The organism is Mesomycoplasma flocculare ATCC 27399 (assembly GCF_000815065.1).
Classification (GTDB): Bacteria; Bacillota_I; Bacilli_A; order Mycoplasmatales; family Metamycoplasmataceae; genus Mesomycoplasma; species Mesomycoplasma flocculare.
Window position 1 is genome coordinate 139488 of sequence record NZ_CP007585.1, and the last position, 15297, is coordinate 154784.

Sequence of the window (15297 nt, forward strand, 5' to 3'; positions counted from 1 at the left end):
TTAGAGTTGCGGACCCTAAGCAGAGAAATGGGGCGGATGACGGGGCTCGAACCCGCGAATGTCGGGACCACAACCCGATGCGTTAACCACTTCGCCACATCCACCAAGTTAACAAAATATCTTAATTATAACATAAAAAGTTTTAATTAGTACTAAATTAAACTTATTTTTTGCGTTCCAAATTCAAATTATTGAAATTTTATCAAATAAATTTGCCAAATTTTTAATTTATTAATAAAAAAGTAAAATTTAGCAAATTTAGACTCAAAATTAGCACTTTTCCAATCGCTAAATTCTAATTTTGTTAAAAAAACCCGCCAAAAACTACATAAAATTTATTTATTTTAATTTTGTGATATAATAACCAAGCTTTATAGAATTTAATTTATTTGCTTATTTAATATAAATATCGAAACAGAAAATAATCTATTTTGTTATTTTAGCAGCCAAAATAGGTCGTTTTTGTTCTTTTCAGCAGCGGTAAAATTTAAAATCAAAACGAAAATACGAGCGAAAATAATGATAAAAAAAAGAAAAATTATATTATTAATTAGCACAATTTCGGCCATTTTAGCGACTTCCTTTGTCGGAATTATAATTTTGAGGGCAAAAAGTTCAAATTATGAAAAATTTTATAATTTTGAATATAAATATGATAAAAACGGGGATATTTTGCTAAATTTTAACCTTGATAAGAATTTTGCAAGCAAAATCGCAAAAGCTAAATTTTTAAACAAAAATTTAGACTCCGAATTTGTTTCCTTTCAGGTTGATAAATCCGGAAATCTGGCAATAAATCACCCTTTTAATCTCGATGATTCTTTTAAATTAGTTGCAATTGAAATTCAGAAAAGATCCATTTTCAAAACCAGCTATGATAAAGCCCCAATTTTTAAATCAGTTAGCTGGGATAGCCAGGCGGCAAAATTACAGTTTAACAAAAATCTTACCGCAAATCAGGAGGTTTTTCTTGTTCTAAAAAATGAGGACGGATTTCAAATTGAAAAAAAAGTGGCAATTGATACTTTAGGTCAAAGTTCAAAATTAACTTCCAAAACGCTAAATTTAGACCAAAAACTTGCTCTGCGCGGCATTTATTTTATTGATCAAAAAACTAAGGCAAACCAGCCAATTAATTTAAATGATCTTTTTGTTGAATTTGACAGCCAAAAAGCAGCAAAAAACCCTTTAGAAAATCAAGAAAAATCAGAAATTTTAACTCCCATCAAAGATACAACCATTATAAAAAATAGCGAAAAAGTCGAAAAAAAATTTTCAATAATTAAAGACGTTGAACTAAGCGAAAATGGGGTTAATATCCATTTTAATTTCATCGATCCGGAATTGATAAGTGCGAATTTGGTGCTAACAATTAATTCAGAAGATGGCCATACTAAATTAACATCAAAATATGGATATTTTGATTTTGATAGACAATTATATCATTTTAGTTTCGCGGAAATTCCTGGAAATAATAAATATTTTTTGTCAAATATTTATTATTATGATGCAAAAAATAAGCTAAATGAGATCAGATTTCAAAACAGCATTGAAAATTTTTCCTTTATAAAATATTTTGAGCCTGTTAAATTGAGCAAAATTCAATTGCTAAAAAGTGATTTTATCGACCAAGTTTTTGCAAATCTGGAATTAGAAGATGAAAATGAACTTTTAAAACAAGGCGATCAAATTAAAGTTTTTGCAGACAATGAGGGAAAAAACATCGAATCAATCGGGGAAATTGTGGAAAAAACGGGCAAAATTCTTCTAAATTTCCATTTTCATGTTTTACCGAATAAAAAAATTAATATTAAAAAGTTAGAGCCTTTGAAAATTAAGAAAAAATTATGGTTTAAAAATGCAAACGGCTCTGAATTTCACAAAAAGATCAAAAAACCCGAACAATTTTTTCTTGAGAACAAAATTGAATTTAAAAATCTTGAACAAACTAGTCTAAATTCATTAAAAATCGATCTAATTTCTGAAAATATTAGTCTTGAAAATGCCCAAATTAGTGTTAATTTTAATGAAAAAAGTGATATTTCTGGTAAAATTATAGCTACAAATTATCAAAAATTTAATCCGAAATTAATTTTTGATAATATAAATCTTGAAAAAAATAAAAAATATTTGATTAACAAAGTTAACTTGCGACAAAAAGGTCAAAATATTTCCATCAATTTTAGCGATAATTTCATTTTTGATACCACAGTTTTAACACTAAAAGAGCTTAAATTTAAGGAATTTTCGGAAAATAAATTAGTTGTTAGTGCAAAAATCCTCAACAACGATAGCAAAAATTTAACTTTAGTTCTAAAAAATAATAGTAAAACTTTTAAATCAACAGCAAGCAAAATTGAAAAAGAAAGTGTTGAATTTAGCTTTGAAAATGTAAATTCAAATCGAATTTTTACTTTTGATAAAATCGAAACCGATAAAAGATGAATCGCCAGTCAAAAATTCGAAATCGGCGTTGAACCAAAAGGGATAGAGGTTGGAAAAACTAACAACAATTTTACTAACTTAACGATCAATTCGGCAAATTTTAGCGCTGAACTAAAAAGTTTAGATAATGTTTTTAGTGAAAATCAAATAGTTAGTGCAATTTTAGCTGGCGATAATAATTTAGAAAAAACAAAATTTCAAGGCCGAATTAAAAAAGACAACGACAAATGGGTGTTAAATTTTAATTTTAATGGTCTAAAAAGTGATAAAAAATACAAAATTCAGCAACTATTTTTTAATCATAAACCCGAAAAAGCTTGAAAAAATTATAATTTAAACAATCAAGAAGGTGTTTTTTATGATTCATCAGTTAATAAAAAAGATCAATTTGAGTTTAGTACTATTAAAAATACCGTCGGATTAACTATTTTTGATGAAACTTCATCGCCGTTTGATAAAAAACGAACATTAAAAATTCAACTTACAGATGAGAATAAATTTAATAAAAAACAAGCCAAACTAATATTTCGTGAATCAGGAAATTCTGATAATAAAGAAATAGAATCAGATTTTTTTAGGGAAACCGAAAAAAAGGATTATAAAGCAGAGGTAAGTCTTGAAAAAACAAATACTTTTTATGAATTAGTAGCAATAAAAACTGCTGAAAATGAAAAAATAACTGTTGATAAATCTCAAAGCAGCAAAATTATTGCAAGCGATATTTTTAAAGAAACATTACCACTTTTTTCAAGTAATCACCCAAATTCTACCGAGGTAATAATTCCTTTTGACGACAAAATAGGAAAAATTAAGGAAAATGATAAAGCAAAAGTTACTTATAAAAATAGTAAAAATGAAACTTTTGAAAGCGAGGCAACAGTTGAAAATTCAAACCAAGAAAATAAAACAAGCAACGAAAATGACAAGAATTTGCAATATTTAAAAGCAAAGTTTCAAGATTTAAATGTAAATGAAAAGTATCAGATTGAAACTATCGAATTTGGCACAGAAACAAAAACAAACTATTACAATAACAAAGAAAATCAGGAAAAATTCAGCTTTGAAAATGATATTAATTTAGTGGATAACTTAAAAATGGACGAAAAAAATAAATTTATTAATCTGGAAGCTTCGGCCAATTTTGATTTAAGCAAAACCGCACTATTTTTTGATCTACAATTAAAAAGTCAAGACAATCAAGGTGTTTTTATCAAACTTTATAAAGCCAAAGCTGAAAAAATAAACCAAACTGAGACAAATACAAATGATCAAAAAGGTAAATTCCGCTTTAAATTCAGTTTTGATTTCTTAAAATCGGAAATTCAAAAAATCAAAACTGGAAATTATACACTACAATCATTTTCTTGAAAACAGAATCCCAAAAAGGAAACTTTGGAGATCAAAAATATAAATTCCACAATAAAATTAACAAGTTTTGATGATATAGGAAAAGAAATTGAGAAAAAATGGGTCGATTTTGCTAAACAAAACAGGTGGAAATTTCCAAGTGAAATTTCAGAGACAGAAATTCAAAATGCCCTGACAAAAACAGATTCAGCCCTTTTTTCTGATCTAAAAATCATAAATGGTAATGAAAAAAATTTGTCTAGTTATTTACAACCACGCTACGAACTTAATTATTTAGGTTGCACTTTTTCTGGATTTTTGAAAAAAGAAAATTTTAATTTTGTTAATTATAACATCCAAAAAAATCCAAAAGAAATTTGGGGCTTTGGCGATACAAAATATTCAACCTATCTTTCATATAAATATCGGCCAGAAGAGGTTTTTGGCCATGGAAATACCTACTGATATTTAGATAATGACCGAAGCGATAAAGGCAGTGAATTTAAAATGATCCCGCAGAATGTTTCGCAGTATCCTCATGGCTATTATGTTGAAGCTTTCCGTTTGCGCTTTTTTGACAACAGCGACTATACTCCCGTAAACAAAAATAATTGGTGAAAAGATTATATCAGTGTCTCATATGAGGATAACGAGGGGAAAACTCATAAATTGGAAAAGGACAGTATCGGCCAACCTTATCAAATTGTGGGAATAAATAGCCAACTCTCGCTAACAATTAACATCAAAAAGCGACTTAAAAAGATAATAATTAATTTTAACAACAAAATGGGTAATAAATATATTGCAATCGGACGAGTAAACTTTGTCGGATTTGCGAATAAAAATAAGGATTTTTAAATAATTATAGCAAAAATTATTGAATTATTTAGATTTTTTTGACTTTTCTAGATTTAAGAACCCCAAAATAACTATTCTGGAAAAAGGGAAAATTACATTAAAATATCATTGTTTTTTCTATATTTTACCAAGTTATAAATCGAAACTGTAGGAATAAAGAAGTCTAAAATATATAAAAATCAGTATTTTGGCTTTTTGATAAAAATAGCCAAATTTGCTAAATAACAAGGGCAAATATAGAAAAAATAAATTGCAAGAGTTGTTGCAAACAGAAGAAAAAAACTCACCAAAAAACCAATATTGTGAAGAATTTCCAATCTTGTAATTGCTTGCAATAATGTAATTGTAAAAACTATTAGAAAAAGGCTATGAAAAACAAGCTTTTTAACTAAAAATTTATAAAATAGTCAATTCATTTTATCTTTGCTTGCCAAATATGTGGTGCTATTTTTTTCAAAATCAGTATTTTTAATTTCTTTTTCAATTTTAAATATGTTTTTTCAAGCTTTTAAATACAAGAAAGGCAAGAAAAAAATATAACTTACGGGTGTTCAATTAGCTTGCTCTCTGTCTTTAATTTGCCTGTATATTTTAAGAGAATTAGCTCCTAATAAAAAAAACGGTATTAAAAGAAAAAATATCCCATTTCCTAATATAATCAAATAAATATAACTAAAATTATTCTTAATATTTTCATCTAATTTAGCCTCAAAAAAAGCAAAAGTAAAAGATACTAGAAAACCAAGGACTACAAAAATTCAGACTAAAGCAATCAAATCCTTGAAAAAATTAATGATTTTTCACTTTTGAATTAATTGTTTGGTAATTAAAAAGTCATTGATTGATTTCTTTTTTTCCAATTTTTTTGTTATTAAAATGATTGAAGTAATTAAAGGAATTAGCCCAAAACCAATTGAATATTGTTTGATATCTAACCCAGATTGTCTAAAAATTTCATCATCTCGTAGTTTTCAAGCAAAGCGAATGCGCAAAAATAAAGAAAGGAGAGTTAAAAAGCCAAAAGCTCCGAGCAAAAGCTCAATTATTTTTTTTGCAAGAAAAGGTAAATCAAGATTATTAAAAAAATTTGCCTCCCCCAGTTTCTTAAATGAAAGTGCAATGATTAAGATGATGGCAAGGCATATTGTTTTACAAATTGAAAACCAGAAAATAACTTGAAAAACTAAAGAATTGTAATCATTAAAAAAATTTTTTTTCAATGATTTGTAAAATTTTTTCATAAATCTAGACCTGTTATGTTTTTTAAAAAGAATAAAGTTTAATTTTTAACAATTTATTTAGTTTTTAATTGATAGAATCTGGATTATCATGTTTGTTTTCAAAAATGCTATGAATTACGTAGTTTTTTAATTTTTCAGTATTTGAAAATTCGCCTTTTTAATTCAGATTTTAGCAGCGATTTGCTTTTGCTAAATCGGAGTTAATAGATGTCAATAGCTGACTAACAAAGGGTTCTAAAAGTATTAACGAGTAACTTAAAACAGTAAACTTTTTGGATTTTATGACTGAAAATTTCATTTTAGTTTTAGCTTTTTTAAATAATCTGAAATTATTTGACTTTAATTATAACATTAAAAATAAAATTTCGAAAGTAATTATGAAATTTATTAGCAAAAAAGAAGCAAATAATCAAAAAACAATAAAAAATAAAATGAAAAAAAGTATATTAATCTAATTTTTAAAGATAAAAAATCAAAAAAGGTACAAAAATGGAGAATTTTAAAAAAATTACAAGAATGGTGCGCGCAGTTCTTCTTTTCAACTTTTCCATTTTAGTTTCTTCTTGTTCTAATGTTATAATTTCTAAATCCGATTTACTAAAAATCGAAAGCAATGTATTTAATTTTTCGGTAAGCAAAGGCAAACAAAATTTATCAAGATTTACTGCGACTTTGTTGAAGAAGACGAAAGAAAAATTGATTTTTGTTACCACGCACCATTCACTAAATTTTGTAAAGCTAAAAATTAATGAACAAAATTTTAATATTCATTTAGAACAATTTAGTAAAATTAATTTCGAAATCCAAATAAAGTCAAAATTTAAAATTGAATACGAAAATAAGGAGAAGGATATTTTATTATTTTCATTAAATACTAGTAAATTATTGCCTTTTTTAACTACTAATTTTATTGATTTCGGGGTTTTGGAGGATTTTACCAGTTCGAAAAATAGTTTATTTAGTTTAGGTTTTGTTACACTTTTAAAAAGCAATTTTTTTCCTTATGCATCAAGATTATTATTTTATACAGATGATAAAATTCCAGAATTAGAAGAAGATAATGTATTGATACAAAATATTGATTACAGTCAAGGTTCATCAGGTTCGCCTTTATTTTTTAGAAATAAATTAGTTGGATTATACAGAGGTAAAAAAATAAAAAGTAAAAAATTAATCCCATTTTTTCGATTGATAGATTCAGAAATCAAAGAGAAAATTTTGTTATTAATTTCAAAAAGTAATTAACAAAAAATGATCACAAAATTAAGAAAGTTACGTAATTTATAGCGTTTTTCAATTTTATGTTTTAAAAATCTAAGCAATCCATAAATGTTTACAGTGATATGGGTTTTGCCTTGTTGTCCGATGCAAAGATTAAATATAAATTAGTTTTAAATCTATCTTTTTTGCCTAATTAGTAATAAAAACAATTAAAAAATCAAAATTTACGTCAAAATAGTTTTGTTTTTTCTATATTTTATCAAATTATAAATTGAAACTGTAGGAATAAAAAAGTCTAAAATATACAAAAATCAGTGTTTTGGTTTTTTAACAAAATTGGCAAAATTTGCTAAATAACAAGGGCAAATAAAGAAAAAATAAAGTGAAGTTGAGGACGCGAGTGGAAGAAGTGAAATTATAACTAGAACTTTATTATAAAAAATTTTATCTTCTAAAATTATTAGTGGCAATGTGATTATAAAAAACGTAAGAAAAATAAAGTGAAAAATATTTTTTGTTATTGTAAATTTATAAAATAATCAATTAATCTTATTTTGGTCAATTAAATTATCATCATAGTCAATCTTCTTTTCCTCTATATTTTTAATCTCTTTTTCTGCATTAAATTTGTTTTTTCAAGTTTTTAAATATAAAAAAGGCAAGAAAAATGCATTACTATTATTACCTCAAGGCCAATTTGTTTTTAGTCTGTTTTTTATCTGTTTGTATATTTTAAGCGAATAAGCAAAGAGCAAAACAAAAGGTATTAAAAGAAAAAATATTCCAAATTGTATAACTAAAACAACAATACTCAGTGGTTCTGCGTTGATATTTTTGTCCGAAAAACCATTAAAAAAAATCAAACCATAAGTTATTTTATTAGCTAAAATCAAAAAAAGTGATAAGAAAAATAATACATCTCGGGCAAAATTAATAATTTTTCACTTAAGAATTAATTGCTTAGTAATTAAAAAGTCATTAATTGATATTTTGGCTGATGAAGTTTCTATAATTTATAATTAATATAATTGAAGTAATCAAAGGGATAAGGGCAAAACCAATTGAATATCATTTAATATTTAATCCCGATTGCTTAAATGTTTCATCATCTCGTAGTTTTCAAGCAAAGGAAATCCGCAAAACTAACGAGAAAAGAAACAAAAAAATTAAAATAAACGATAATGCCTTCATTGTTATTTTAATTGAAAAAGGTATATTTGTACTTGTTTTTCATAAAAGAAGGCTAATAAAACCTTTATCAAATAATTTTGATATGATAATATAAGCTAAAAATAATATTGTTTTCAAAATTGACAGCAAGAAAACAATTCTAAATTTCTTGAAATTTCCGCTAGTAAAAAATTTTTGTATCACACTTGTCATAACAATATACAGTAATTATAGGATTTTTTAATAATTATAATTTAACTTAAGAAAACATTAATTAACATTATTTATTCCTCAATATAAATTGTAGTAATAGATATAATTTGCCCACGCTTTAACTTTTGCAAAACTAATTGCTTCGCTAATTCCACTAATTAGTTCTTGCACTAATTTATTTAAGCTTGCAAAAAGATAGTTGTTTGCAATGTCTGTTAAAAATTTAATAAGCAAAGATCTTGGATCAGAATTTTCAACAAAATTACTTACAGAATTAAGGGCGGCCTCATCAATTGCTTCTTCAATAATATTTTCCTTCTCATAAACATACATAGAGCGTAATAATTTAACCATTATAGTAAAACTTCGAACTGCAGCAACATCATATTTGCCAGCAAGAGTGTTACTTATAATTTTCGAAATCTCTACAAAAGTCGGCAAAAGGTTGAAAAAACTCCCTATTTGCTTTAGTTCGAAATCAAAAATATCTAATGCGCCATAGGCGACATATCAAAAAGCCATTGGAAATCAATGGTATCAAGCCTCTTCAAGAACTTCTTTATTTCTAAAATGCTTTTTTGTAAATAAAATCAAATTTCTGGCAGCTTTTTCAAGCTCGCTTTGCGAAAAATCTTTTATTTTATATAATTTTAACAGCTTACTTAGTTCTGATTTAATTGAACTTAAATTATCTTGTTTGTTTTCAAAAATATATTGAATTACTGAGTTTTTTAACTTTTCAGTATTTGAAAGTTCGCTTTTTTGAATTCTGATTTCATGAGCGATTTGTTTTTGCTGAACCGGAGTTATAGATGTAATCAATAGCGGGCTAATGAGTGTTGTAAACATTAGCGAATAGCTAAAAACAGTAAATTTTTTGGATTTTATGACTGAAAATTTCATTTTAGTTTTAGCTTTTTTAAATAATCTGAAATTATTTGACTTTAATTATAACATTAAAAATAAAATTTCGAAAGTAATTATTAAATTTATTAGCAAAAAAGAAGCAAATAATCAAAAAACAATAAAAAATTAAATGCTGAAAAATTAATTTTCTGATTGATACATCCAAAAACTGAGGACTAAATTTTTTCCTGCTTAAAATAGTTAAGAATTTAAAAATAAGCATGCAAATTAAAAAAACACTATAAATTACGGCATTTTTTTAATTTTCACCGCAAAAACCTAACCAATCAAAATATCTTCGGTAATATAAGTTTTACTTTGTTTTCCGATATTATCGCCTTGCCAGACATAAATAAACGAGGTAATTCCGAGTTGCCCAATTAACATCACAAGCATAAATCCAATTTGTGAAACTGTTGATAAATGCCGAATTAGCCCGGTTGAAAGCCCTGAAGTTCCAAAAGCAGAGGTTACTTCAAAAATCAAGTGATGAATTTGATAAGGAATAGTATTTCCCTGGTTAATCGAATTATCAAGTGAAAAACTTGCAAGAAAAACAAGAGAAATTACCAAAGCTAGGGAAATAAAGCAAACAATTGCCGCTGAGACAATTTTATCAGTTTTAATTTTTCTTTTAAAGGCATTAACATCTTGTGACCCTTTAATTTTCGAGATAATTACAAGTATAAAAATCCAAAAAGTTGTCACTCTAATCCCCCCTCCAGTCGAAGACGGCGAAGAGCCAATAAACATTAACAAACTTGTTAAAAAGATACTAGCTTGTGATAATTGTTTTAAATCGAAAGTTAAAAATCCAGTTGAGCGAGCCATAAAATTATGAAAAAAAAGTGCAAAAGTTTTGGCAAATCAGTTTCCATTTTGTTGCTGGTTCCAAAAAGTAAGATTTGATGTAGAACTAGCCTCAAAAGCGATAAAAAGAATAAAACCAAAAAAAGAAATTACAAAGTAGCTTAAAAGTGAAATTTTAGAAAAAAGCGAAAAGCGGAAGTTTTGCACTTTTTGCCGTGAAAGTTTTATGCGAAAAAAGCAATAAAAATCATAAATTACTGGATAGCCAATTCCCCCAATTATTGTCAAAATAATAATAATTATTTGCAAAAAGTAAGAATAATAATAAGGTGCAAAACTAGAAGCGCCGATTATGTCAAAACCAGCATTATTTATTGCCGAAATGCTATGGAAAATTCCGTATCTTAGCGATAAAGAAACATCTTTATAAGGTGATTTCTCAAAAGAAAACTTGAGCGGATCAACCTCATAGAAATAAAAATGAAGGGTTAGAGCTAAACTTGAAAGTAAAACTAAAATTAAAAAGAGGTTAATTGATGTTTTAATTACTCCTTTTAAATCATTTAGTTTACTAGAACCCCGTTCAATTTTAAGAATTTCCCGTGATAAAATACTTATTTTTTTTCCAAAAAGATTATTAAAAATATAGAATTTAACGGCGAAAATTCCAATACCACCAAGTATGATCAAAATTGCAATTACGCTCTGTCCAAAAACATTAAAATTGGTTGCGGTATCAACTAAACTAAGACCTGTATCGCTAAAAGCCGAAACTGCGGTAAAAAGTGATGTAAAAAAGCTGATTTTATTAGCTAAAGTGCTATGCGAAAAAGGGGCAACTAAAAACGCGGCCCCAAGAAGAATAACTGATGTATAAGTGGCGAAGATAATATGTATTTTTTTAAGGCGAAAAAGTGATCTTAGAAAACTTTTGAAACTAATTTTCAAATTCATTTTTCCCCGTTTGACTAAATTTTACCTTGTTTTTTGCTTTTTTACTAATTAAAATTAGTAATATAAAAGCACATTAAGTTTGTTTTTATACAAACTGACAAATAAATTGTATCAAATTTATAAAAAAATTGAAGCAAAAACAAGATCTTTAAATTAAAAGTAAATTAAGCGGGATCATTATTGCCCCCGGATGCTTTTTTATTAACTAAAGGCAAAATTTCTATTTTTATTTTTTAAAAAAATTTACAAATTTTTTTAATTTTAGTCTAAAATTTATTCAAATGAAACGAGCAAACATCTGTATAATTGGCGCTGGCCGTCTTGGTCGAGCGGCAATTTCGCAATTAGCAGAATCAGGCCATAACGTAATGGTTATTGATAAAAAAGCCGAAAATCTTAAATTTATCCGCGAGTTTGCGACTATAGAACCAATTATTATGGACGCAAGTGATATTAACGCGATGCGAAACGAAGTTGGACTTGAAGATATTGACACAATTATAGTAGCAACATCAGATAATATCGAAATTATTGCCACCTTATTAGAATTACAAACAGAAATAAATTTTTTTAACAATTTAAAAATTGCCGCGCGCGCGGTTAATAAAAGGCACGCGCGAGTTTTAAAACAGATCGGTGTTGACTGAATTATAAGCCCCGAAGAAGAAGCTGGAATCAAAATGGCATTATTAACTGTTGATAAAAATTTTCTTAACTATGCTGATAGCCTCAAAGAAATTGCAAGTGGAGTTTTTGCCGGAAGCGTCACTGTAAAATCGCCGCATTATATAAATAGAAGCATTAGAAATGCAAATTTACGGCAATTTAATGTCAATGTGGTTTTAATTAAAAGAAATAAAGAAACTTTTTTGCCCGCAGCTGAAACCATAATTCAGCAAAATGATGAAATTACGATTATTGGAAAAATCGGCGATGTTACCACGGTTTTACAAAAGTTAGAATCAATCAAAAAGTAAAAAAGCGTATGTTTTTATACGCTTTTTGTAAATTGTTTGATTAAATTAGCAAGGATTTTACGAATTTAAGGCAATTTTTTTCTAAAGCCTTTTTGTTGATGCTACATTTTTGATTTTCACAAAATTTTTCCAGTATTTAAAATAAATGGTGGCTTCAAAAATAATTGTTGAAAATGTAAGATAAACTAATGAAATTCAAAAAAGATCTAAACTAATTCGGCCAATTATGTAATTCTTTGGTCTATTTTCAAGATAGTGATTAAAAAATGGTAACTGAGTAGAAAGGAAAAACAAGAGAAAACTAGTTAGAAAAACAAGAGTTAAGATAAAAAATCAGTGTGAATTTATTTTTTTTATTACCATTTTTTTATTTTCATTTGCAGAAAAACCATCAATTATTAGGCTGTTTATTTTGAGTTGTTTTAAACCAAAACCATAAGCAAAAAAGGAAGATATTAAAAGAATAATCATAATTAGAACGCCAAGAATTACTAACCAAATCTCAGCAACTCCAACGTGAGTTTCATATTTTAATTTTTTAATCGGTTCATATCCCTTTTTTTCTAATTTTGAGAGTAAATTTTGCGCTGGATTTTCGCCTGGATTATGAAAAATGTCTAGTTTGAAAGGAAGATTATCATCTAGTGCATTATCAAAAACTTGAACTACGTTTTTATTAAATAGAATCTGGCTTGCTTCATCAGAATCAAAAATACCGCTAATTTTGAAGGTAAAAAGCTGGTCATTAAAAAATAAAAAGTTGGGATTTTGCAATTTAAAATTTATCTCATCACCGATATTTAAATTAAGATTTAATTTTTGCTTAAAAAGATCAATTAATTTTTGATTTACAAGAATTTCGTTATTTTTTGCAGGAATTTTTCCAGATTTGGGAGTTTTAACATTGTTATCAAGGCTGAAATTTTTTATAAAATTGAACTGTTTATATTCAGTAATTTTTGGAAATTGACTGTTTTTTGAAATTTCCTTTTTTATTCCATAAAACGATAAATTTTGAATCAAAAATTTAGCAAAGTCAGTTTCATTATTTTCGCCTGTTTTGTCTTGAATTAAAAATTTTTTCGAAAAATTGAAAATATTTTTAACTAAGTTTTTATAACCATTGTTTGAAATTAAAATATGAAAATCTGAACTAGTATTAATATATCCAACAGTTCCAACTATTTTAAATTTTTCGCTATGAATTATTGGGTCTTGATTAGCTAAAACATCAGGTATTTTGTATTTGTATTCAATTGTGTCGCCAATTTTTACATCTTTTAAATTTGCAAAATCTTGTGAAACTATTATTTCGTTGTCTTTTTCTAAAAATCGCCCTTGAAAATTAACATAATTTTTCATATTATTTTTAGAAAATGAATTAATATCAACTGATTTAATTCAAGTAGGCGAAGAGTTAAAACCAAACGAATCCGAATTAGAAAATCCGCCGAATTCTAATATTGATTCGCCTTTTGAAACTGAAGTCACAGATTTTAAATTTTCAATTTCTTTGATTTCTTCATTTTTAAAAGCATGGCCATTTTTTTTGACAATTGTAATTTGTTGGTTTGGAAAATTATAAATAGGTGTGTCGAATTTTTTGTTCAATTGCCATAGAAATAATAAAAGTAAAATAGAAAAAATTGAAAAAATTGAAAAAAAGATACTTAAAAGTCAATTTTTTCTAAAATTATTTTTTGAATAGTTAAAAAAATTCTTATATCTTGATTTTTTTCCAGATTTGCTTTTATCCATTAAAGTTCCTTTTGCTTTTCCTAATAAATTAGTAAATATCGTAATTTCTGACAATATTTCCGTTTCTATTTATTTCCTGATCATTTTCAGATATTTCTGAATAGGAAAAAATTTGACCGTTATTACTCAGTAATTTTTGCTTTGGGGGATGCTTTTTCTTATAATCATCATCAATTTTAAAAGATCACCAATACCCTAGTGATCAAAAACTTCAGATATCTCATTTTGAAATAACTAAATTAGAATAATTCTCCCAACCAAAATTTACTAAATATTTTTCTGTTTTTGGGTCATAACCATATATGATAATATTGTGTCCAACACTGAAATTAGCAAATGCAACCATAACGGGCATTTGGTTTTTTAACAAAAAATTTTCTGGACTACTTGAATGCATAAAACTAGTAGAGTAGTCAGTTGTAATATATTTTTTTATTTCCTTATCTTTTAGAAAACTCTCTAATGTGGTAGTAAAATAAGAAGCATACTTAACATTTTCGTATTTTTCATTAAGTTCAAACAAATGAAGCGGAAGAGAATTAAATGTAGAGGTTCCATCGTTTGAATTTTTATGTTTATAATATTTATATTCGGCGACTCCGTCGCTTAAATTAGATGAATAATTAGTTTTTACATCAAAAAATCTGGCAACCTCTTCATTTGTAAATATCCCTGATGCAATAAATGTTTCGGCATACTCCAGCATTAATGCCATCGCAATGTACTCACAAACGCCCACTTTTCTACTTCCTTCTTCATATTCTATGTAACCAAGCTTAGAATTTGAATCTTTAGCTTTAAATCATCAGGAATTTGGAATACCTATATTAAACGAATTAAGATTTTCAATTTTTTCACCTTTTTCTGCTATTACATTAGGGTTTTCAATACCTCGTTTTAACCGGGTTTTCGAATTAAAAGACTTGTCCCTTTTTTCCTTATTTTTTTCTCTATTTTTCGAAGTATTTTTTAAATATATATCTTTTCGTTTATTTATAAGTTCTACTATTTTGTCATCTAATTTTTGTTTTGAAATTAACCCAAAAAGTTCTTCGCCCTTTCTATAATGAAGTGAAAATCCGGGTATATAAACAACATTGTTTGTTTTAAATAGTTTCTCATCAAAATTAAAATTAGCAATTTCATTAGTCTCGTAATTTTCCAGAGTAATTACAAGGTAAAAATTTGTAAATTGCAAAAATAATATTGATTGACCGTAAATGTTTTTTAGAATTTTGCAGTACAAAAAATCTTGTCTACTATCGGTTAATTCTAATAATTCTACTTTTGCAGTTTTAATAAAATAATCTATCTGTTGTTTTGGGATTTTGTTATTTTGCTCTGCTTTTACAACTACATTTTCTATTAAATTTATCATACATATTCTCCTTCTTCTA

At 26.5% G+C, this 15297-nt stretch carries 9 protein-coding genes and 1 tRNA gene; 3 read left to right on the forward strand and 7 right to left on the reverse strand.

Annotation, left to right across the window (positions count from 1 at the left end; genetic code table 4):
- Positions 1–28 precede the first annotated feature (28 nt).
- A tRNA-His gene (locus MYF_RS00605) sits at positions 29–104 on the reverse strand.
- A 415-nt stretch (positions 105–519) separates the two neighbouring features.
- Between MYF_RS00605 and MYF_RS00610 the strand changes: the two genes are divergently transcribed.
- A complete protein-coding gene (locus MYF_RS00610) occupies positions 520–4650 on the forward strand; it encodes a hypothetical protein (protein WP_002557596.1) in 4131 nt (1376 codons plus the stop codon).
- Between the two features lie 92 nt (positions 4651–4742).
- Here MYF_RS00610 and MYF_RS00615 read toward each other — a convergent pair whose 3' ends face one another.
- Complete coding sequence (locus MYF_RS00615; RefSeq protein ID WP_002557597.1) at positions 4743–5891, reverse strand: hypothetical protein; 1149 nt, start codon at positions 5889–5891, stop codon at positions 4743–4745.
- Positions 5892–6380: 489 nt separating this feature from the next.
- Here MYF_RS00615 and MYF_RS00620 point away from each other — a divergent pair, with 489 nt between their 5' ends.
- Positions 6381–7136 (forward strand): hypothetical protein, encoded by a 756-nt coding sequence (locus MYF_RS00620; protein ID WP_002557598.1) that lies wholly within the window; start codon positions 6381–6383, stop codon positions 7134–7136.
- A gap of 200 nt (positions 7137–7336) precedes the next feature.
- On the opposite strand, the gene MYF_RS03160 is transcribed toward MYF_RS00620, so the two are convergent.
- From MYF_RS03160 to MYF_RS00635, 3 genes are all read right to left on the reverse strand, one after another.
- On the reverse strand, positions 7337–7975 hold the full coding sequence (locus MYF_RS03160; protein WP_160609261.1) for a hypothetical protein: 639 nt from the start codon (positions 7973–7975) through the stop codon (positions 7337–7339).
- Between the two features lie 577 nt (positions 7976–8552).
- Positions 8553–9398: a hypothetical protein gene (locus MYF_RS00630; RefSeq protein ID WP_002557601.1), complete on the reverse strand. Its 846-nt coding sequence runs from the start codon at positions 9396–9398 to the stop codon at positions 8553–8555.
- 282 nt (positions 9399–9680) lie between these two features.
- Positions 9681–11165 (reverse strand): potassium transporter TrkG, encoded by a 1485-nt coding sequence (locus MYF_RS00635; protein ID WP_002557602.1) that lies wholly within the window; start codon positions 11163–11165, stop codon positions 9681–9683.
- A 281-nt stretch (positions 11166–11446) separates the two neighbouring features.
- Between MYF_RS00635 and MYF_RS00640 the strand changes: the two genes are divergently transcribed.
- Entirely contained in the window at positions 11447–12142 is a 696-nt protein-coding gene (locus MYF_RS00640) for a potassium channel family protein (RefSeq protein ID WP_002557603.1), read from the forward strand.
- 81 nt (positions 12143–12223) lie between these two features.
- Here MYF_RS00640 and MYF_RS00645 read toward each other — a convergent pair whose 3' ends face one another.
- Positions 12224–13954 (reverse strand): hypothetical protein, encoded by a 1731-nt coding sequence (locus tag MYF_RS00645; RefSeq protein WP_231237864.1) that lies wholly within the window; start codon positions 13952–13954, stop codon positions 12224–12226.
- Positions 13929–15278 (reverse strand): putative cysteine peptidase, encoded by a 1350-nt coding sequence (locus MYF_RS03410; RefSeq protein ID WP_002557605.1) that lies wholly within the window; start codon positions 15276–15278, stop codon positions 13929–13931. Before MYF_RS03410 ends, MYF_RS00645 begins: the two co-directional genes overlap by 26 nt.
- Between the last annotated feature and the right edge of the window lie 19 nt (positions 15279–15297).